The sequence below is a fragment of the Streptomyces sp. NPDC058240 genome (assembly GCF_042882135.1).
Lineage (GTDB): Bacteria > Actinomycetota > Actinomycetes > Streptomycetales > Streptomycetaceae > Streptomyces.
On sequence record NZ_JBHVWT010000025.1, the window covers coordinates 74,835 to 94,415 of the forward strand.

Annotated in this window: 15 protein-coding genes, 3 pseudogenes and 2 riboswitches; of the genes and pseudogenes, 6 read left to right on the forward strand and 12 right to left on the reverse strand. The window is 70.4% G+C overall.

Going from position 1 to position 19,581, the window contains the following annotated elements; genetic code table 11:
* Position 1: 1 nt before the first annotated feature.
* The 5 genes from ACFVX4_RS29190 to ACFVX4_RS29210 are packed head-to-tail and all read right to left on the reverse strand — an operon-like array spanning position 2 to position 7,272.
* A complete protein-coding gene (locus ACFVX4_RS29190; protein WP_389982605.1) occupies positions 2 to 826 on the reverse strand; it encodes an ECF transporter S component in 825 nt (274 codons plus the stop codon).
* The gene (locus ACFVX4_RS29195; protein WP_389982608.1) at positions 823 to 2,493 is read right to left on the reverse strand and encodes an ABC transporter ATP-binding protein; all 1,671 of its coding nucleotides are present in this window, start codon (positions 2,491 to 2,493) and stop codon (positions 823 to 825) included. Before ACFVX4_RS29195 ends, ACFVX4_RS29190 begins: the two co-directional genes overlap by 4 nt.
* Entirely contained in the window at positions 2,490 to 3,674 is a 1,185-nt protein-coding gene (locus ACFVX4_RS29200; RefSeq protein ID WP_389982611.1) for an energy-coupling factor transporter transmembrane component T, read from the reverse strand. Before ACFVX4_RS29200 ends, ACFVX4_RS29195 begins: the two co-directional genes overlap by 4 nt.
* A gap of 5 nt (positions 3,675 to 3,679) precedes the next feature.
* Positions 3,680 to 4,600, reverse strand: coding sequence for a hypothetical protein (locus ACFVX4_RS29205; RefSeq protein WP_389982614.1), 921 nt, complete (start codon positions 4,598 to 4,600; stop codon positions 3,680 to 3,682).
* Complete coding sequence (locus ACFVX4_RS29210; protein WP_389982617.1) at positions 4,597 to 7,272, reverse strand: prenyltransferase/squalene oxidase repeat-containing protein; 2,676 nt, start codon at positions 7,270 to 7,272, stop codon at positions 4,597 to 4,599. The genes ACFVX4_RS29205 and ACFVX4_RS29210 overlap by 4 nt, the downstream gene beginning before the upstream one ends.
* Before the next feature lie 201 nt (positions 7,273 to 7,473).
* Positions 7,474 to 7,603, reverse strand: a riboswitch (cobalamin riboswitch).
* Between the two features lie 102 nt (positions 7,604 to 7,705).
* A riboswitch (cobalamin riboswitch) is annotated at positions 7,706 to 7,780 on the forward strand.
* A gap of 122 nt (positions 7,781 to 7,902) precedes the next feature.
* Between ACFVX4_RS29210 and ACFVX4_RS29215 the strand changes: the two genes are divergently transcribed.
* On the forward strand, positions 7,903 to 9,315 hold the full coding sequence (locus ACFVX4_RS29215) for a hypothetical protein (RefSeq protein WP_389982620.1): 1,413 nt from the start codon (positions 7,903 to 7,905) through the stop codon (positions 9,313 to 9,315).
* A gap of 310 nt (positions 9,316 to 9,625) precedes the next feature.
* On the opposite strand, the gene ACFVX4_RS29220 is transcribed toward ACFVX4_RS29215, so the two are convergent.
* Positions 9,626 to 10,120 (reverse strand): carboxymuconolactone decarboxylase family protein, encoded by a 495-nt coding sequence (locus ACFVX4_RS29220; RefSeq protein ID WP_389982648.1) that lies wholly within the window; start codon positions 10,118 to 10,120, stop codon positions 9,626 to 9,628.
* Between the two features lie 131 nt (positions 10,121 to 10,251).
* On the opposite strand from ACFVX4_RS29220, the gene ACFVX4_RS29225 reads away from it, so the two are divergent.
* From ACFVX4_RS29225 to ACFVX4_RS29235, 3 genes and pseudogenes are all read left to right on the forward strand, one after another.
* A complete protein-coding gene (locus ACFVX4_RS29225) occupies positions 10,252 to 11,241 on the forward strand; it encodes a pirin family protein (protein WP_389982623.1) in 990 nt (329 codons plus the stop codon).
* A gap of 40 nt (positions 11,242 to 11,281) precedes the next feature.
* Positions 11,282 to 11,620 (forward strand): GNAT family N-acetyltransferase, encoded by a 339-nt coding sequence (locus ACFVX4_RS29230; protein ID WP_389982626.1) that lies wholly within the window; start codon positions 11,282 to 11,284, stop codon positions 11,618 to 11,620.
* A gap of 361 nt (positions 11,621 to 11,981) precedes the next feature.
* Positions 11,982 to 12,179 (forward strand): annotated as a pseudogene (locus ACFVX4_RS29235) (N-acetyltransferase); the annotation flags it as partial.
* A gap of 33 nt (positions 12,180 to 12,212) precedes the next feature.
* Here the strand turns inward: ACFVX4_RS29235 and bla are convergent.
* The gene (gene bla / locus ACFVX4_RS29240; protein WP_389982629.1) at positions 12,213 to 13,163 is read right to left on the reverse strand and encodes a class A beta-lactamase; all 951 of its coding nucleotides are present in this window, start codon (positions 13,161 to 13,163) and stop codon (positions 12,213 to 12,215) included.
* Positions 13,164 to 13,340: 177 nt separating this feature from the next.
* Here bla and ACFVX4_RS29245 point away from each other — a divergent pair, with 177 nt between their 5' ends.
* Both ACFVX4_RS29245 and ACFVX4_RS29250 read left to right on the forward strand, forming a co-directional pair.
* Positions 13,341 to 14,243, forward strand: a complete 903-nt coding sequence (locus ACFVX4_RS29245; RefSeq protein WP_389982632.1) for a LysR family transcriptional regulator — start codon at positions 13,341 to 13,343, stop codon at positions 14,241 to 14,243.
* A complete protein-coding gene (locus ACFVX4_RS29250) occupies positions 14,240 to 15,142 on the forward strand; it encodes a serine hydrolase (RefSeq protein WP_389982634.1) in 903 nt (300 codons plus the stop codon). The genes ACFVX4_RS29245 and ACFVX4_RS29250 overlap by 4 nt, the downstream gene beginning before the upstream one ends.
* Here the strand turns inward: ACFVX4_RS29250 and ACFVX4_RS29255 are convergent.
* The 5 genes and pseudogenes from ACFVX4_RS29255 to ACFVX4_RS29275 all read right to left on the reverse strand — a co-directional run.
* Positions 15,093 to 15,488: pseudogene (locus ACFVX4_RS29255) on the reverse strand (hypothetical protein); the annotation flags it as partial. The gene ACFVX4_RS29250 and the pseudogene ACFVX4_RS29255 sit on opposite strands and share 50 nt — an antisense overlap.
* Positions 15,489 to 15,569: 81 nt before the next feature.
* Positions 15,570 to 17,351, reverse strand: a complete 1,782-nt coding sequence (locus ACFVX4_RS29260; RefSeq protein WP_389982637.1) for a protein kinase — start codon at positions 17,349 to 17,351, stop codon at positions 15,570 to 15,572.
* Between the two features lie 178 nt (positions 17,352 to 17,529).
* On the reverse strand, positions 17,530 to 18,792 hold the full coding sequence (locus ACFVX4_RS29265) for a PP2C family protein-serine/threonine phosphatase (RefSeq protein ID WP_389982639.1): 1,263 nt from the start codon (positions 18,790 to 18,792) through the stop codon (positions 17,530 to 17,532).
* A gap of 136 nt (positions 18,793 to 18,928) precedes the next feature.
* Positions 18,929 to 19,405, reverse strand: coding sequence for a hypothetical protein (locus ACFVX4_RS29270; protein ID WP_389982642.1), 477 nt, complete (start codon positions 19,403 to 19,405; stop codon positions 18,929 to 18,931).
* Positions 19,406 to 19,487: 82 nt separating this feature from the next.
* Positions 19,488 to 19,581, reverse strand: a pseudogene (locus ACFVX4_RS29275) (lytic transglycosylase); the annotation flags it as partial.

Consider the following 19,581-nt stretch of genomic DNA (forward strand, 5'->3'; position numbering starts at 1 on the left):
CTCAGTTCCCGTCGGGTGCGGCCGGGCGGGAGGGCGCGAAGCGGACCGGAGCCCGGAAGCGGGCGCGGCGAGCGGCTCGGCGGAAGGTAGTGAGTACGGCCGGGCCGGCCAGCGTGATGCAGACGAAGTTGGTGACCGCGCGCCCGGTGTCCCAGCCGAGCGAGGTGGCGAGGTCGAAGGCCAGGTAGCGGTGCCACTGCTCGGTGAACGGCAGTCCTGGGAGGTAGGCGATGGAACTGTTCGGGTCGAGGGAGAACGGCCAGAAGGAAAGGTTCAGCAGGAATCCGAAAAGGTAGCCCGAGACCGATCCGTAGGCGGCGAGCATCAGGACCTCGCGGCGGCCGGCGGCGCGGGGCAGGAATCCGGCGAGCATGCCCACGAAGGCGCAGCCGAACATCTGGTACGGCATCCACGGTCCGACGCCGCCCGTGATCAACGCGGAGGTGAAGAGCGAGGTGCAGCCGAGGGTGAACCCGAAGCCCGGCCCGTAGACGCGCCCCGCCAGGACCAGGACGAAGAAGACCGTTTCGATGCCGGCCGTTCCGGCGCCCAGAGGGCGCAGGGCCGCGTTGACGGCGGACAGTACGCCCAGCATGGCCAGGGCCTTGGAGTTGATGCCGCCTTCGGCTATCTCGGAGAGCACCACGCAGAGCACGAGGACCAGGAGGACGCCGAAGATGAGAGTGGGGGTGTAGTTCGAGCCGAACTTTCCGGGCGCGACGACGAAGGGCCAGAAGAAGGCCAGCACGCCGACGAAGGCGGCCAGGGCGATGACCAGCGAGACACGGGGGCCGAGACGGATGGCCGTCGTACCCTCGGCGCTCATGTCCGGTCCTCGCCGTCAGGAAGTGGGGCATCGCCCGCGTCGAGTGCCGAGCTCACCTGGTCGACGGTGAGGAAGGGCAGCGGTGCCAGGATCTTGGCGGCCTGCGGTGCGAACACCGGTGAGGCGATGATGACTTCGGCGGTGGGCCCGTCGGCGACGATGTCGCCCTCGGCCATGACGACGACCCGGTCGGCCGTCCGGGCCACGAACTCGACGTCGTGCGTGGAGATGACGACCGAGCGGCCTTCCTCGGCGAGTGCGGCGACGATCCGTGTCAGCTCCGCCTTGGCCCGGTAGTCGAGCCCGCGGGTCGGTTCGTCGAGCAGCACGATCCAGGGTGCGGCGGCCAACTGTATCGCCAGGACGAGGGCCAGTTTCTGTCCCTCGGACAGGTCCCGGGGGTGGGTTTGGTCGTCGATCCCCGGGGCCAGGCGGTCGAGGATCCTCCGGGCCCCGGAAGGCTCGCTCGCGCGGGTGGACTCACTGTCGGCCTGGTCGAGTTCCTGCTTGACGCTCTCGAGGTAGAGGAGGTCGGCGGGGGTCTGCGGGACGAGCCCGACAAGGCGGCGCGCGTGGGCCGCGGGCAGGGTGTGGGGGTCGCTCGCGGATCCCGTCCCGGCGTCCGTGACGCGCACGCTTCCGGCTCTGCGCGGGCCGGATCCCTGCAACGCCCAGAGCAGGGAGGACTTCCCTGAGCCGTTGCGTCCCATCAGGGCCGTGATCTCGCCGCTGCGCAGGTCGAGGTCGACCTCGCGGACGGCGGGGACGCCGTGATAGCTGACGGTGATGCCGCGGGCCGTCAGCAGCTCAGGACGGTCGGCAGCCGGAGCGGGACGTACCGGGGCAGGCGTCGCACCAGCCAGCGCGGCACGGAGCGGGGCGGCGGCACGGCGGGCGTCGCGGATGGACAGCGGCAGCGGGTGCCAGTCGGCGGCGCGCGCAAGTTCGACGATCGGCGGAGCGATGGAGGAGGACCTGAGGATCTCGGCGGGGGCCCCGTGCACGACACGCCCGTCGCCCGGCAGGTGGACCACGCGGTCGGCGTACTGGACGACGCGTTCGAGGCGGTGCTCGGCCATGAGAACGGTGACACCGAGGTCGTGGACGAGCCGGGTGACAGCCGCGAGTACCTCGTCCGCGGCGGTCGGGTCCAGGGCAGAGGTGGGTTCGTCGAGGACGAGGACACGGGGATGTGCGGTGAGGACCGACCCGATCGCCACCCGCTGTTGCTGTCCGCCGGACAGTTCGTGCAGCGCGCGGTGGCGGAGGTCGGCCAGGCCCAGCAGATCGAGGGTCTCTTCGACGCGCTTGCGCATGACCGTCGGAGCGATCGCCAACTGCTCCATCGCGTAGGCGAGTTCTTCCTCGACGGTGTCGGTGACGAAGCCGTCGATCGGGTCCTGCCCGACCACGCCGACCACGTCGGCGAGCTCCCGGGGCGGATGGGTGGCGGTGTCCCGGCCGTCGACGGTGACGCGGCCGTGGAGCGTGCCGCCGGTGAAGTGCGGTACGAGCCCGTTGACGGCACCCAGGAGAGTGGACTTGCCGACGCCGGTGTGACCGACGACGAGACAGAGCTCGCCCTCCTTGATGGCGAGGTCGACCTCGCGCAGGGCGGGTTCGGCCGCGTCGTCGTAGTGGACGGTGACCTGATCGAAAGTGATCACGTGGCTCCGGCTTTCTCGGTGCGCGGCGGAGGAACGACCGGGTGGGGCGGGGCCGGCGGCGGCGCAAGGAACCCGGCGGTCCCGGCGAGCAGGATCGCGAAGGTCGGCACGAACGGCAGCGAGGGCCAGCTGAGCGGGTAGATGGAGGGATTGAGCTCGGCCGCGTCGTAGCCCACATTGCTGAACAGCAGGACGGCGGAGAACACACCCGCTCCGGTGACAGCCCATTCGGGCAGCCGCCACGGGTCGGGCCGGTAGGTCGTACGGCTCACCCTGCGTCCCCCCAGACGCAAGCCCGCCATGCACAGCACAGCCCCCACCACCATGGCCGGAAGACCGAGGAACGTGGGCGTGGTCGCGTCGAGGAGCCCGTAGGCCCCTGTACACAGACCGCACATGCCGAGAAGCATGAGTGCCCCGGTGATACGGCGGGACCGGCGAGTCGCAGTGCCGGCGCGTCCGTAGCCCCGGGAGTCCATTCCGGCGGCCAGGCGCAGCGAGCGTTCGAGGGCGTCCTCCAGGACAGGGACGACGATGCCGCGCAGCGCCTTGAGCCCCTTGCTGCGCCCGGCCCGGAGTCTGCGGGCGCGGGCCACTCGTTGCACACTCTGCACGAGTTGGGGGGCGACGCTGATGGCGACGGTGACGGCGACGCCGAGTTCGTGGAGGGCACCGGGCAGGGCTCTCAGGGCCCGTTTGGGGTTGGCGAGGGTATTGGCCGCGCCGATGCAGCAGAGCATGCAGGCCAGGCGCAGCCCGTCGGTGGCGGCCGAGAGGAGGGCTTCCAGGGAGACGGGTCCCCCGAGCCGGATGCCTGCGTACCAGTCGGGGGTGGGGATGTACGGGAGCGAGAAGAGGAAGTGGTCGTGAGGGGTGATACCGGTGGCGAAGACGGCCCGGAACAGGACGCGGATCGCGACAACGGTGAGGGCGAGGTAGAGGTAGTACTTGAAACCGCGGGCCCAGGGAGCCTCGGTGCGGCGCGCGGTGACGACGTGACCGAGAACGGCGAGCACGAGGAACAGCAGCAGGGGGTTGTTGGTGCGGCTGACGGCGGTGGCCAGGGCGAGTGCCCAGATCCACCAGGCGACCGGATGAAGCGTTCTGGGCAGGCGACGGCCGCCCGTGTCCGGTGCTCGTCCGGACGCGGGCGTCGTCGCTGCGGGAGTGATGTGCGACAACGCGGCTACTCCGTACGGCGTCGGCGTCTGGCGGCGAGGACGGCCGCTCCGCCGACGAGCACGATCAGCGAGCCGCCCACCACCACCGGCAGGCGGGGACCCGCGTCGTGCCCGGCGTCGGGTGTCGGGGCCGCGTCGACAACCCTGGTTCCGGGGCCCGAGGATTTCATGACGGGTGTGGTGATGCTCGGGGAGGGGCTGGGCGACGCGGACGCCGACGCGCTGGGAGACGGGCTTCTCGACGGATTCGCCGAGGCAGAACCGGACTTCGACGGTGAGGGCTTCCTGTCCCCGGGCGGCTCGGGTCCGGTGTCGGTACCCGGTGGCAGCCCGGGAGCCCGGTCGGTCGTTGCGGGCTTCCCGGCGTTGCCGTTCGGCCGGGTGTTGTGGGCGCGCAGTTGGTCGGGAGTGAGCTCGGGCCGGCCCTTGGTGCCACCGATGTCGGTGCCGCCGAAGATCCACAGGTCGACGCTGCCGGGCTTCGGCTTGTAGAGCATGGCGCCGAGCCGGCTGTACTCCCAGGTGTTCGCGCCCGGGTCGGCGTGCCAGTACGACCAGTAGGCGGAGGCGGGTGGCGTCAGGACGCAGTCGTCCTGCTCGGGCGTCGGGTACTGCTTGCCGCTCTGGTGTCCGCTGTAGCCGATGCGGCAGATGAAGGCGGGGCCGTCGTGGCCGGTGCCGGTGGTGCGCCAGCCGCCCTGGTTGAGCAGCTCGTAGCCGGTCGTGGGTGTAGTACCGCAGGAGCGGTAGACCGGGCCGCCCCAGTGGCTGAAGTCGACGGCGAGGACGGCTCCGGATGTGGTGGTGCACTGGCCCATGGACTGCGGATCCGCCGCCGCTGACGGTGCGTTGGCCGTCAGTACGGCGGTCGACAGCAGGAGCGCGGCCGACGCCCGTACGGTCCTGCGCCACACGGGGGTAGTCATATCCGTCCCCCTGTGGCTGCCCGGCGGCGGGCCACGACGACCACGCGCCACCCGGCACCGACGAGCACGGCCGCGAGACCGACGAGCGCACCGATCCCCGTGCCGGTCGAGGCCAGCGCTCCCCCGCCGGAGCCGCCCGCGTCGGTGTCGACGATGCCGCCCGTTCCCCCGGCCGTGTCCCCGGGGGTGACGATCTGCGGAATGGAGGCACCGGGGCTGGGCGTGGGCTGCGGCGTGGTGCCGGTCAGGCTGCGCTCCAGGGTGCCGAACGAGATACCGGTCGCCCCTCCGACCGCTTGGGTGGAGGCGCGCAGGTCGGATCCGCGCTGCCCTTCCTTCGCCACGTTGAACCCGCCGTCGTTGTTCTGCTGGCCCGCGAGGAACTTCCGGGCCTTGGCGATCTCGGAGGTGTACCGCTTCCCTTCCAGGGAGAGCCCCTGGACGGCGAGGGCGGCGGAGTTGACGGAGTCGCCGGCCGCGCCCGGGAAGCCACCGTCGGACAGCTGCTTGCTCGCGATCCAGGTCAGCGCCTTGTCGACGGCCCTGTCGGCCTTCTCACCACCCACAAGGTCCAGCGCCATGGCCGCGATGGCGGTGGAGTCGACATCGGAGTCCCCCGTGGCGGGAATCAGGCTGGGCCAGGCACCACTGCCGTGCTGAAGGCTTTCCAGGTACGCGATCGGCTTCTGGGCGGCTGTCTTCTCGTCGGCTCGCAACTGGGCCATGATCGCCAGCGACTGGGCGAAGACGGAAGGGGCGTAGGTGTAGGCCCCCTTGGCGGCGCAGCTCCGGTCCGGAGTCTTGCTCGGCCCGGTGCACACCGCCATGTCGAGAGCGGCGACGAGGTCCTTGCCGCCGAAGGAGCGCGGGTCTCGGCCGACGGTCTCGGCCAGCAGAGCGGCCTTGCCGATGGAGCCACCGAGTGCGTACTTCGTACCTGTCCCGGTCCAGTCCTGGAGGGTCCTGCCGTCGCCGTCCTTGCCGCCGTTGTCGAGGAAGTCGACGATGCCGCGGAGCTTGTCGTTGTTCAGTCCGGTGGCCGCGAGTGCGTAGGCGCCGTCGATGGTGAGGCCGAAGTCGGCGCGCGAGGCACCTGGGCCGGCCGCGTAGTACCGGCCCTGCTTGAGGTTGGCCGCGCTGGTGAGGTAGCCCACGCCCTTCTTCAGGTCGGGGCCTTCGCCGGCCGGGAGGGTCGGGCCGCCGGGCGGTCCGGTCGTCGGCGGGTCCGTCGGGTCCGGCTTCTTCGTCGTGAGGCGGGTGAGGTCGGTGCCCGCCCCGGCCAGGACCGCGGGGCCGGTCGGGTGGATGGCCGCGGCGGTGGCGCCCTCGTCGAAGCCGAACCCGCCGCCGTCCAGCTGTTCACGCGAGAGCCAGGAGACGGCCGCATCGGCCTGCGCGGTGTCGCCGAGAGCGCGGAGAGACTGCGCGGCGTACGCGGTGGCGTAGACGCTGCCGGTCGTGGCCCCGGTGTAGCCGGGGAAGGAGCCGTCCTCGCGCTGCGCCCTCTTCAGATAGGTCCGGGCCTTCGCCACCGCCGCGTCCTGGCCGTGCGCCTCATGCAGCGCGAGGGCCACAAGGCCGGTGGTGGCGGGATCGCCGTCGCAGTTCTCGCCGGGGCGGATCAGGATGCTGGTGATCCCGCCGTCGTCGCACTGCAACTGGGTCAGCCGCTCGACGGTCTCGGCCGGAGGCTCGGTGCCGTCTCGGAGCAGGGCGAGCACGGCAAGTGCCTGTCCGTCCGCGTAGGTTGCGTTCCTGAAATCGCCCTTGCCGGTACAACCGGGGGTGGGACTGCCCGAGTCGGGGCCCGCGGCACAGATGTTGTCCACGAGGTCGGCGATCAGGTCGTGGCCGCCGAAGCGGTGCGGGTCGGCGCCAGTGACCTCGGCGAGAAGGGCCAGGCGTGCCGCGGCCGCCGCGTCGGGGGCCTGGTCCTTGCCCGACTGATAGGTGTAGTCGTCGGCGTGGGAGGCGAGGAAGGCGGTGATCTTGCCGAGAGTCGCGCTGTCGCCGTCCGCCGCGGCCAGCGCGTAGGCCGCCTCGGTGGTCAGGAGGTAGGCGGGGGTGTCGGCGCCGTCGTCAACGACGCGTTCGCCGTCCTTGAGCGTGCCGGCGACCCAGGTCGCCGCCGCCGCCACGTCGATCTCCCCGGCCGGGACCGTGGGAGTGCCCCCGGGGTCGGGGGTCCCGGTGCCGCCACCGGCGCGCACCTCGTCGGGGGTGAACGTCGGCTTGCCGGTGGTGCCGCCGATGTCGGTGCCGCCGAACACCCAGGCGTCGACGTCGCCGTCCTTCGGCTTGCGGTCCATGGCTCCGTACTGGCTGTACGTCCACGTGTGCTGGCCCGGCGAAGCGATCCAGTACGACCAGTAGGCCGTGGCCGATGGGGTGAGTACGCAGGACTCCTGATCCGTGGTCGGGTACTGCGTACCGGAGCCGAGGCCGATGCGGCAGATGAACGCCGGGCCGTCGTGCTGAGTGCCCTCGGTGGTGAAGCCCGCCTCGTGGAGGAGTTCGTACCCGGTCGTCGGCGTCGTGTCGCAGCCACGCTCGACCTTGCCTGCGAAGGGGCCGAAGTCGACAGCGACGATCGCGCCCTTGGTGGCTGTGCAGTCGCCGAGCGGGTCGGCCGCGGCCGGGGCGGTGGTGATGGTGATGAGTGTCACGCACATGGCAAGCAACAGGAATGCCACTGGCTTCAGGGACAGGAATGCCCTGCTCCCCGCCTGTCGGTCTCTTCGTTGTGCGGTCCCCACCGCAGCCCCCTCGCCTCTGCTCCGTGGGGACATGAACGTGGCTGAGGCGGCCTCGGCCACGCGCGGTTCACCGCATGGCAGGGCTGGTCGACCACGCCGTAGTCCACGACGGCGCTTTCTCGCTGAAGATCAGGCTCCAGGCATTCCGGCTCGCCCGGTGCTACCGGGCCTACGGTTGCGGGTCAGCGCCGGATTCTGACCGGCTTCCCCTGGAACTCAGTGTGTAGGAGCCGGATTGGAGCACGCAGAGTGATACCTCGTCAAGACACCGGCCAGGGACACGGAAGGGCCGCCTGAGGGCATCTGGCGGGACGGCAGCGCGTCCGGTAGCGTCCTGCGCTGCCACGTGGGGGAACCCGGTGAGAGTCCGGGGCTGACGCGCAGCGGTGTGGGACGGCTGGGGCCGTTCCGAGCCCGAATGCCCAGGCGGCGACGCACCACAGGAAGCCGGTCCACGCGTTCGGGCGGCGGCCCTGCCTGCTGTTGCCTCCCGCCCGGGAAGGCCGTGGGCCCAGGGCGGCGCGCCCCTCATCCCAGGAGCAGGCCATGTCCCGTCCTTTGATCCCACGCCGTCTTGCGTTCACGGCGACCGCCTCCGTCGGGGCGTTCTGTCTGAGTGTCCTGCCGGCCGCTGCCACTGCCACGCCGGCCCAGATCGCCACGTCGAAGACGAACGGTGTCACGTACCTCAAGTCCCTTCAGTCGTCGGATGGTTCCTACGCCGGGGCCGGACTGTCGAACGAGTGGGCGCTCAGCGCGCTCGCCTCCGCCGGCACCGCGGCCGTCGACGTCACACCTGGCGGCGACACCACGAAGAACGCGAGATCCGTGTACCGGACCCTGCTGTCCACGGCCAGTTGGCCGTCCGCGACGCCGGTGGTCACCGACTACGAACGCGCCACCCTCAACTCCTACGCGGCGGGCATCGACCCGGCCCGCGTCTCCGCCTCACGCAATCTCATCGGCGACATCTACAGCTACTGGCAGAAGGCCGAGCCCGGATACTTCGGCCCCTCGGCGAACTTCAACGGGACCGTGTTCGCCGCGCTCGCCCTCGGCGGCGCCCGGACGCGGGCGGGAACGCAGCGGATACCCAAGTCCCTGCGCGACTCCCTGATCACCCGCATCCGCGCCAACCAGCACAACGACGGCGGCTGGAACTACAGCAAGGCCGAAGGTGATCCGGGACAGCTCGGCTCGGCCGGCGATGTCGACATGACCGGCGCCGCGATGGCCGCGCTCTGTGTCTCCGGCGTCCCGAACACCGATGCGGACATCGTCCAGGCCAAGGCGTTCCTCAAGAGCAAGCTGGTGCCGGGCAGTGGTGCGTTCAACGCCATGTTCGGTGTCAACACCGACTCCAACGGCTGGGCCGTCTCGGGGCTCAACGCCTGCGGCATCAACCCGCAGACCGGCGATTTCCTCACCTCCGCGGGCAAGACACCCGTCGACTTCCTCATCGCTCAGCAGTTCAACCCCGGTGGCGGCTTCAAGTACCTGCCTGGCGACACCGAGCCGTCCGCCTACGCATCCATCGACGGACTGCGTGCCGTCGCCGGAGGCGGCTTCACCGCCGCTCCCCCGGTCCCGGCCACCGGCGGCGCACCCCAGTGGGTTGCCCGGAGCACCTTCGCCTCCGGCACCGCCACAGAACTGGCCCTGACCGTGGACGACGGCGCGGGCGGCTTGAAGGTGTGCTCCGTCGCCTTCACCCCCACCGGCACCACAACCACCCTCGGCGCGGTTCTGGACTCGGCCACGACCGCGGCCACCCCGTCCGGCTGCGTGAACGGCGTGACGCCCTCCTCCGGAACGGGCACGATCACCGCTCTCAACGGCAAGTCCAACAGCGGGTCGAGCACCTGGAAGGTCGGCGTCGACGGTTCGGCGTTCACCGGGGCCGACCGCGGCAAGGTGATCAACGCGGGGGACACGGTCGCTCTGCGCTGGAGTGCCTGAGCCCATGAGAACGCACGGAATCGTGGGAGCGCTCAGGTCTTGATGTGAGCCACGCGTCCGTCGATGAAATCGGCCCGGTCGGCGTGTGTCGCCGGCCTGCCGGCCTGACGGTCTGGGCATGGACATCGCCCTTCCCCACGGTTGCTCCGTCGTCGCCGGTGGGAGCAGTGCCGGCGACCGCCACATGTGCCCCTTTGCGGACTGCCCGCGAGAACCCGATCTGCGGTTCGAGCGGCGACCCGGAACCGATTGTCCGATGATTACGTTCCATCGCGTCATGATCCCAGACCGCCGTGCGTACGCGAGGGAGTCAGCGCCCCGAGGCAGAAGTTCCGGGTGCCCTGCGTACGGGATGCTTGCTCAGAATGGAGACCCGGTTGAAGGCGTTGATCGTGATCGCCACCCATATCACCGCGGAGGTCTCGTCGTCACCGAACACCTCACGGGCCGCACCGTAGGCGGCCTCCTGCGCGGCGGCGTTCGCGGGATCGGTGGTCGCCTCCGCCAGAGCGAGCGCCGCGCGTTCCCGCGGTGTGAACACCTCCGTGTCCCGCCAGGCCGCCAGCACCCCGAGGCGCTGCGTGGACTCACCCGCGCGGAGCGCCGCCCTGGTGTGCACGTCGAGGCAGTAGGCGCAGCCGTTGAGCTGCGAGACGCGGAGGTTGATCAGCTCCACCAGTACACGGTCGAGGCCCGCGTCGGCGGCGGTCACACGGACCGCCTCGGAGGTCTGGACCAGGGCGTGGTACGCCTTGGTCGACTGCTTGTCGACGAAGACCCGTCGGTTGCCCGGTGTTGCCGTCACGTCGCTCACTCGGTTCTCCTTCTGGCCGTACCGGTCCGCCCGCCCTTGCCGTGCGCTTCGGACGCTGGTGCTCTAGGATCCAACCATGATAGTTGAATACCCAACAAGCGCCGTGCCGGGGGTGACGCGCGATGAGCGACGCTGAGATCGAGCCGGTCGGGACGCACTGCGCGGCTTCGCCGGACGAAGGGCGCAGAGACGGGGCGCCGCAGGTCGAGGTGCTGTCCGCGCGCGACGTCCCGTTGGGCGGCCCGCGGGCGATGACGGTGCGGCGCACCCTGCCGCAGCGGCGCCGCACTCTGATCGGCGCGTGGTGCTTCGCCGACCACTACGGCCCCGACAACGTCGCCGAGACGGGCGGCATGGATGTCGCGCCCCACCCCCACACCGGGCTGCAGACCGTGTCCTGGCTCTTCAGCGGGGAGATCGAGCACCGCGACAGCATGGGCAGCCACGCCTTCGTGCGTCCCGGTGAGCTCAACCTCATGACGGGCGGGCACGGCATCAGCCACACGGAGGTCTCGACCCCGGGGACCACGATCCTGCACGGCGCCCAACTGTGGGTGGCGCTGCCCGAGGAACACCGGCACGCGGAGCGCGACTTCCAGCATTACATCCCCGAGCCCGTCCGCCTGGACGGGGGCGAGGCCAGGGTCTTCCTCGGCGCACTCGCCGGCAACGCATCCCCGGTGCGGACCTTCACCCCTCTGCTCGGCGCCGAACTCCTCCTCGACCCGTACGCGAGAGTCACCCTCGCCGTGGACACCGGCTTCGAGCACGGCGTGCTCGTCGATCAAGGAAGCATCCGCCTGGGTGAAACCCCCGTACTGCGGGCCGAGTTGGGCTACGTCGGCCCCGGACCCGACACATTGAAGCTCACCAATACCTCCGATGACACGGCACGGCTACTGCTGCTCGGCGGCACACCGTTCGAGGAGGAGATCGTCATGTGGTGGAACTTCATCGGCCGTAGCCACAAGGACATCGTCGAGGCGCGCGAGGACTGGGAGGGCGCCTCCGAACGCTTTGGCACCGTCCATGGATACGCCGGTGACCGCCTCCCCGCACCCATCCTGCCGAACGCCACCATCCAGCCGCGCGGGAACCCGTCGCGCCGTTGAACCACCAGCCTCCGTAACCAGTTGAAGGAATGGAAACGCCATGACGCAGAATGCCTCCGCTCCCGTCGTGGAGCGAATCGACGAGAAGCATCGGTACGCGATCCAGGTGGACGGTACGACCGCAGGCTTCACCGTCTACCGCGACCGGGACGGACAGCGGGTCTTCTACCACACGGAAATCGACGACGCCTTCGCCGGACAGGGCCTGGCCTCGGTTCTCGTGACAGAGGCCCTGAACGACGTACGCAGGAGCGATATGCGCATTGTCCCTGTCTGCCCCTATGTGGCCAAGTACCTCAAGAAGCATGACGAGTTCGCCGACATCACCGACCCCGTGACCCCCGAGATCCTTCAGTGGCTCAGGGGCGATCAGCCGTAGGCGGTCTCGTTCGGATCACCACGCGGTGGGTGCATCCGTCCGGGACGTACGGGAACTGTCGAGGCGTCCACGACCGGCTGCGGTGCGACCGGCCCACGTCCCGGTCCGGTGCGGCTCGGTTCGTGAGGGGCTTGGTGCGGGAGCAGTTGGTGAAGTCCTTCCACGGGCGGGTTCCGTCCGGGCCCGGGCACCGCTCCGGTCGGGGCTTCCGGTCGCTCAGCCCGCACCGGCTTCGGCACCGGCTTCGGCGTGGAGGACCACGGCCACAACGGCCGCCTGTCGTTGCGTGGCGAGCGACGGTGCAATCGCCTTCGGCCCCGGTGTCGGCCTGTGGCAAAGTGCTCCGTCGTGGCAGAGAAAGGTCGCTCCCGCCTCGATGACGGTCAGCGGTTCGCCGGCTCAGTGGCGGCAGTGGACCGGCCTGCCCTTCGGCCGGGACGGGTACGTCGACGTACCCGGCGCCCCGGCTCCGGTGCACTGCGACACCACGCACGATCACGCCGTCTACGTCGAACCCAACGTCCGGATCCGGCACGGCGTACCCTCGCGCACCGCTTGAGAACAGACTCCCCGCCAGAGAACACACTCCCCGCTACGACAACGTGTCGGCGACCACGGACGCCGCCTCCGCGATGAGTTCGTTGTCGTACTCGGCATCTTCCCTGCTCCGGTTCGACAGGATCGCCACGACAATGGGGGCGGCGTCGGGGGGCCACACCACGGCGATGTCATTGCGGGTGCCGTAGGTGCCGCCGGAACCGGTCTTGTCACTGATCACCCAGTCCTTCGGCATCCCGGCCCTGATGAGCTCGTCCCCGGTGGTGTTGGTCCGCAGCCACTTCGTCAGCTGGGCGCGTTCGTCCTTGCCGAGAACATCTCCGAGGACGAACGCGCGCAGATCGCCCGCGAGTGCCCGCGGCGTGCTCGTGTCGGACACGGCACCCGGGGACCACTGGTTGAGTTGCGGTTCCTGGTGTTCCATCCGGGTGACGTCGTCGCCGATCCCCGCGAGTACGGCGTCCAGGCCCCGGGGACCGCCCAGTCGGTCGAGGAGCAGGTTGGCCGCGGTGTTGTCACTGAAACGGACGGCGGCGTCACACAGGGCGCCCAGGCTCATCCCGGTCCCGACATGCTTCTCGCTCACCGGGGAGTTGCTGATCAGATCGTCCCGGGAGTACGTGACCACCTCGTCCAGCCCGCCCACGGAGTACTTGCGCAATACGGCACCGGCGGCCAGCGCCTTGAACGTGGAGGCGTAGGCGAAGCGCTCACCGTCGTTGTAGGCGACTTCGCGGCCGGTGCCGGTGTCAATGGCATAGACGCCCAGCCGCGCGTCGAACTTGCGCTCAAGTTCCTTGAAGCGTCGATCGAAAGGCTTCACGGCCCCGGTCGGTCCCGTCGCCCCGGCGTGCGGGGATGACGCCACCGGGGAAGAGGGGGACGAGGGACGGGGGTCCTCTCCGCTGCACGCCGCGAGCGGTACGAGGGCGAGCGCGGCCAGCATGCCGAGAAGGGCACGGCGGGCAGGGCTGTGCTGCTGCATGGGGTCCGGACCTCCAGGTCACCCCGCGGGCGGGGCGCATAGGGGATGGAGTGGCAGGTCCCCATCCCGGGGTGTGGTCATGAGTGCCGGGCCCACCTTCTCCGCCCGACTGCCATGCGGTCCAATACGCCCACGCGCTGTTTCATGCTGATCCGGCATGGCGTTAGGGTTCAGGCTGTGGATCTGGTCGGAGCGTGTCGGGCATTCGTCAGTGTCAGCGAGCACGGCGGTTTCACCGTGGGGGCAGCCGCGGCCCGGATGTCCCAGCCGGTGGCCAGCCGTCGCGTCGCCGCCCTGGAGGAGCGCCTCGGCGAGCAGCTGTTCGAGCGGATGTCGCGGCGGGCCGTCCTCACGCCCTTCGGCCGGGACATGCTGCCGGCGGCAAGACAGCTCGTGCAGGCGGCGGACGTGCTGCTGCACGAGGCCGATGCCGCCAAGTGCAAGCCCTGGCGGCTCGCGGTGCCCGGCCTCTGCTCGACAGCCTGTCTCGCCCGCCTGATCGCGGAGGCACGGGGCCACGGCATCACACTCGATCTCCGTATCGCCGCGCCCGCGCAGCGCGTCGAGTTCATCCACTCGCAGCTGGTACGTGCCGCGCTGCTCGCCGTGCCCGCGGACGAGGCGACGTGGTCCCTGCCGCTCGGGCTCGCCGGTGTCCAGGATCCCGGCGTGCGGCGCGTCTACATCGAGACGCTACGGATCGGGCGGGCGTCGACGGGCCCGGCCCGCCGGATCTGGATCCAGCCGGAGGACGACGTGCCGCACATCCGTGACCCGCTGACCAGGTTGCGGGACGCGGTCGGTCTGCGGCCCGCGCAGCTCGTTGCCGCGACCGACCTGACGACAGCCGCGGCGGAAGTGCTCTGCACGGGCGACCTGCTGCTGTGCTCCCCCGCGCAGGCCGAGGAACTCGCCCTGAACTGGCGGCCCATCGGTGAGCTCACGCTCAGCCGGGGCTTCGCTCTGATCGCCGCCGCGGGCGGCAATCCCCAACACATCGAGGCGCGGCTGGGCGAGGCCATCGGCCGTTGCCTGGGCGCAGACACCGGGGCGGGCAGTGCGGGAGGGGCGGCGGCGTGAGCACCGAAGCGCTCCTGAGCGAGATGCGTCGGCAATTGCACGACGGCGGACTGCACGGCTGTCTGCTCGTGCGGGATCTCCACACGGGCGACGAAGTCGGAATCGCCCCGGACACCCAGTTGCCCGCCGCGTCCCTGGTCAAGGTTCCGCTCGCGCTGGCGACGGCGGAGCGCATCCGCCGGGGCGAACTGGACGGGGCGACGATGCTCGACGTTCACCCCGGGCGCACGACCACACCCGGCCCCACCGGGCTGAGCCGCTTCCGTCACCCCGCCCGGATCGCGATCGACGACCTCCTCTACATGAGCACCTGCGTGAGTGACGGCGCAGCCGCCGACGTGCTGTTCGGTCTCACACCGCCCGCCCGGGTCACCGACATGCTCCGTGAGTTCGGTCTCCGCGGCATCACTGTCCGGCACAGTCTCGATGAACTCACCGACACTCCCCTGGAACGCTTCGATGCCTCCCAGGCCCATCTCGCCCTCTCCCTCGCCATCGGTGCCGGCACCAGCGGTCGCGGACATCGGGTGCCCCAGCTCGACACCACCCGCGCCAGCAGCGGCAGCGCACGCGCCTATGTCGAGCTGCTGCAAGCCCTGTGGACGCCGTCGGCGATCCATCCGGACGTGGCCGAGCGCGTACGTGGCCTGATGGCCCACAACCTCATCCGGCACCGGCTCGCCCCAGACTTCAGCTCCGACGCCACCACTTGGTCCTCCAAGACCGGCACTCTTCTCAACCTCCGGCACGAAATCGGCGTCGTCGAGCACTCCGACGGCCAGGCCTTCGCCATCGCCGTCCTCACCGAGTCACTCGTCCCGGCGAGTGTTCAGCCCGGCGCCGACGCCCTCATGGCGCAGGTGGCCCGCAGACTGCGTGATCATCTTCGGCAGCTCTAGGTGTATCGCCCTGTGAGGCCGCGAGCGCGGCCGGCGCGACTGCCACTGGTGCCGGGTCGAGTGCGCCGACCTGGGGCGCGGTCGCGAAGTCGCGGACCCGGAAGGGGTTGCCCGGAGTGAGTGCATCGGCCTCCGCGATCATCCGGTCCTGAAGCCCGGTGGCTATCGTCCGGTCCCTGCCGAAGCGGAGGTACGTGCGCGGGTTGAGCGTGTTCGCGTTCTCCGGTGCCGCTGTGCACAGGTCGGGCATCGGCAGGGCTGGGCCGGGCCGGGCCGGGCTGGGCTGGGCTGGGCTGGGGCAGAACGCCGCCATGTAACAGATGTGGTGGAGCAGTTGGAGAACGGCAACACGTCCCGGCCCGGGAGAAGCCCACCGACTGCCCGCTCCGCTCCGGCCGCACCACCCGCGTCGTCGAGGCGCCGCGTCTCAGGCGTGGAAGCCGTTGCACACGACGGAGGTGTACTTCGTGGGCCCGCCTTCGACGTGGTACAGCACCACGGTCCAGTCGCCCCTGTCGTCTCCCACCGGGAGCGCGTCGACGGTGCGTTCGCCGAAGTGGGCACGGAAGTCGTCGGGGTACTTGAACTTGACGGTTCCGCCGGAGGTCCAACGGGAGTAGATGTCGACGGGCTTGCTGGTGAAGCCGATGCCCTTGCTGACGGACCCCCGGAGGGGTCGTCCGGTGGCACGGTCCGTCTCGTGCGGGGGACGCACCCCCACGGCTATGTAGTACGGAGCAGGTCTCTTGCCCTCGCCGGCGTTCTTGGGGCGCAGCGCCAGCGAGGCCGTGTCCGAGCCCGTGGTGTGGGAGACGGAGGACTGCAGTCCCGAGGGCGGTGAGGAATCGGCGAGGCTGGACAGATCGCAGGAACCGATGCCCTGGGCCGCCTGCTCCGGCTCGTCGGACAGGGTCCAGCGGTCCTGCGAGACGCGATCGTTCACGATGTGGTCCGGCGGTCCACTGGCCGGGCCTCTGGTGGCCGTCCGCGGCGCGGTCGGCTGCCCGGACGTGGTGACCTCCGTCGTGGGGGCGGCGCCGGTGTCCCTCCTGTCCGATTCCGGGAGCAGCCAGACCGTCATGGGCACCGCGAGCGCCACCGCGCATACGGCGAGCCAGGCTCTGCCCCGTGCGGCCTGGCCGGGGCGTCGCTGCGGATCCGGACGGTCGTCCGGTGCGGTGTCCGGCAGGCCCGTGGGTGCGGTGGTAGCGGCCCGCTCCGCCCTTTCGACGACCGGCTCGTGGTTCTTCGGCCGTGTCCCGGCCTCGCTCCGTGGTGCCCGGACCGTCCCCGTCTCCGGCTCCGTGTGCGCGCCGGACGACGTGGGCGGCGTCTCCACGCGCCCGGGTTCGGGGACGGGTTCGGCGGTACGTGCCAGCATCCGGTAGTGGGCGTCCGACGCCAGCGGCGAGTCCACCGCGCACCGGGCGATCACGGCGGCCGGTTCGGGCCGGTCCGCCGGGTCCTTGGCGACGCACTGCCGGATGAGCTCGGCCAGCGCGGGCCGTACCCCCGCCAGGTCGATGTCCTCGTGCACGGTCCGGTAGCTCACCGCCGCCGGTTCGCCCGTGCCGTACGGAGACCGGCCCGTCACCGTGTACGCAAGGGTCGCGCCCAGTGCGAAGACATCGGCCGCCGGGCCCACTTCGTTCCGCAGGAGAACCTCGGGTGCCGTGTAGCCGGGTGTCCCCGAGACCATCCCGTCCCGGGTGAGGATCGTCTGCTCCAGTCCTCGCGCGATCCCGAAGTCGATCAGTTGCGGTCCCTGCGAGGAGAGGATGACGTTGTGCGGTTTCAGGTCCCGGTGCGTGACTCCATGGGCGTGGACCGCTGCCAGTCCCTCGGCGAGCGCGGCGAGCAGTCTCAGGGCGCTGTCCGCCGGGAAAGGACCGCTCGCGCCCACGGCACCGCGGAGCGTGGGCCCTGCCACGTACTCGGTGGCCAGCCAGTAGGGAGGCGCGTCGAGCGAAGCCTCGATCAACTGCGCGGTGTAGGCGCTGCGCACGGCCTCGACGGTCGCGGTCTCCCGCCGGAACCGTGCCAACGCCTCGGGGTGGTCGCTGATCTCGTCGCGGATGACCTTCACGGCCACCAGCCGTCCGCCGGGCGACCTGCCGAGATACACCTGCCCCATGCCGCCCGCACCGAGACGGGCGAGAAGGTGGTAGGCGCCCATGCGCGCGGGGTCCTGAGGTCGCAGTGCATCCACGGCACGACTGTGCCATATGCGCACACACGGCGGAGTGACGGCCCGCAACTCGTGACCGGATCGATGGGTGTCAACATGCGCGAGGGGCAGTCTGGTTGAGAACCGTGCGGGGTTCCTCCCGGGAACGGGGGTGCTTCGGTGCCGTCGAGGATCGCGGCGCGGCAGGCACGGGGCCGGGCTACAGACCGACGATGACCAGGGCGGTGTCGTCGCTGTTGCCGTTCTGAGGGATCAGTTCGCGCAGCAGCGTGTCGGCGAGTGTTTCGGTGTCCGCCGACCCGTGATGGGTGAGGCAGTCGGCGAGCCGGCGAAGGCCGGTGTCGATGTCTTCGCGGCGGCGTTCGATCAGTCCGTCGGTGTAGAGGACAAGAGTGGCGCCTTCCGCGAACGTCGTGTCGGCCTGGGGTCTGGCGACATGTTCGAAGCGGGCACCCAGAGGGGGGTCGGTGGCCTGGTCGAGGAACTCGACGCCGCCGTCCGCATGGAGCAGTGCGGGCGGAGGGTGCCCGGCGCTGCTGTAGGTGAGGGTGTGACCGGTGTAGTCGATGACCACTTGCACCGCGGTGGTGGATTCGGCGCCGTCGACGGACCGGGCGTACAGACCGAGTGCGTCCAGCGCGGCGGCGGGGCCGTCGGCCACGCGCACGGCGGCACTGAGCGCGCTGCGGAGCTGACCCATGACTCCGGCCGCGTGCAGGCCGTGCCCGACGACGTCCCCGACGGCCACCGCGATCCGGTTCCCCGTCAGTTCGGCGAAGTCGTACCAGTCGCCACACACGTTCAGGGAACCGACAGCCGGCCGGTAGCGCACTGCTGCCCGGCGGCGGCCGACCGGGCCGGAAGTCGGCAGCATCGCGGCCTGCAAGGTCAGGGCGACTTCGCGTTCGCGGGCGTGGGCCTGCCGGAGCCGCTCGTTTACTTCCTGGAGTTCCCTGGCCCGGGTGTAGAGGTCGGCCTCCAGCACCCTGGCCCGGTCCCCGCCGTTGTGACCACCGCGGGCGCGGATCAGTTCGGTGACGTCCTCCACCCGGTGCAGCAGCAGTGCGACGTGCCCGTCCGGGCCGAGGACCGGGACGTTGACCGGGCTCCAGTACCGTTCCTCCCACTCACCGGGCCGGTCGGGGAGCTCGACGTCGTAGCGCTGCAACGCCATGGCATCGCGCTCGCCGGTGGCCGCCACCCGCCGCAACGACATCTCCAGATTCCTGTTGCCGGTCGCGGTGGGGTCGTCGGGATTGTCGGGAAAGACATCGAACAGATAGCGGCCGACCAGTTGGTCATGGGTACGCCGCGACACCCTCAGGAACGCCTCGTTGACATCCACGTACACGAGGTCGGCGGTCAGCAGCGCCACTGCCCCCGGCAGTGCCTGGAACACCGCCTCGTAGTCGATGCCGGAATACTTCACAACGCCTCCCGCCTCCGTGCGTGCCGCCCACATGTGGTGTGGTGACAGGCACCGTGGACCGGTCCCCCGCCGGTCTCCGACCCGTGCGTGAGACGGCTCAGGATGACCCGGCCGGCCGAGTCAGGTGCGCATTGCGCCATCGGCGGCATGTCACTGGCCGAACGCGGGGTCAGGTCAGGGCGTGGGCGGTGAGGTCGAGGGTCAGCCGGTTCTTCCAGTCGTTGGTGCAGACCGCGGTAGTTCCTTCGTGGTGCACGCCCACGAACGGGTTGGAGCAGAACATCACGGCGAGCCACCGCAAGGAGCGGTCGGCGTCGAGACGGGCCAGGTAGCCGATGTTGCCCATCCCGCTGCCACCGCCGGACATCCGGCCCGATCCATCCGGCAGCGGGGTCTCGAAGTACGTGTCCACCTCGATGGTGCCGCTCTCCTCGATGGCACGGGCCACGTCGAACGGCTCTCCGAGGCGGAAGGGAATCGGCTGCCCGGCGTCCGGGCGGTAGGCCCCGGGGCCGTCCACATGCACCTCGAGGCAGGTGTCGTCCGGCCGGTAGAGCCCGTCATGGAAGGGCATCTCCCCGGCCGCCCACAGCCGCTCGATCATTCCCATGACCCCACCCCGCCCGTCCAGCAGTCCTGTACGCATGACCGCGAGGTCCGTCGGGCCTCACAACGGCCCATCGAACAGTCCACACGGTGTCGCTTCCGGACACTCAAGCACACCTGGCTCAGTAGGCGGAGTTGACGTTGTCGATGGATCCGTAGCGGTCGGCGGCGTAGTTGGCGGCCGCGGTGATGTTGGCGACGGGGTTGGTGAGGTCG

What these genes read in the sequence shown, in the direction of transcription:
- ACFVX4_RS29230 (WP_389982626.1), top strand. Translation starts at nt 11,282, where the DNA reads ATGACGCAGAATGCCTCCGCTCCCGTCGTGGAGCGAATCGACGAGAAG.
- bla (WP_389982629.1), bottom strand. Translation starts at nt 13,163, where the DNA reads ATGCAGCAGCACAGCCCTGCCCGCCGTGCCCTTCTCGGCATGCTGGCC.
- ACFVX4_RS29190 (WP_389982605.1), bottom strand. Translation starts at nt 826, where the DNA reads ATGAGCGCCGAGGGTACGACGGCCATCCGTCTCGGCCCCCGTGTCTCG.
- ACFVX4_RS29205 (WP_389982614.1), bottom strand. Translation starts at nt 4,600, where the DNA reads ATGACTACCCCCGTGTGGCGCAGGACCGTACGGGCGTCGGCCGCGCTC.
- ACFVX4_RS29210 (WP_389982617.1), bottom strand. Translation starts at nt 7,272, where the DNA reads ATGTGCGTGACACTCATCACCATCACCACCGCCCCGGCCGCGGCCGAC.
- ACFVX4_RS29225 (WP_389982623.1), top strand. Translation starts at nt 10,252, where the DNA reads ATGAGCGACGCTGAGATCGAGCCGGTCGGGACGCACTGCGCGGCTTCG.
- ACFVX4_RS29265 (WP_389982639.1), bottom strand. Translation starts at nt 18,792, where the DNA reads ATGTGGGCGGCACGCACGGAGGCGGGAGGCGTTGTGAAGTATTCCGGC.
- ACFVX4_RS29270 (WP_389982642.1), bottom strand. Translation starts at nt 19,405, where the DNA reads ATGCGTACAGGACTGCTGGACGGGCGGGGTGGGGTCATGGGAATGATC.
- ACFVX4_RS29215 (WP_389982620.1), top strand. Translation starts at nt 7,903, where the DNA reads ATGTCCCGTCCTTTGATCCCACGCCGTCTTGCGTTCACGGCGACCGCC.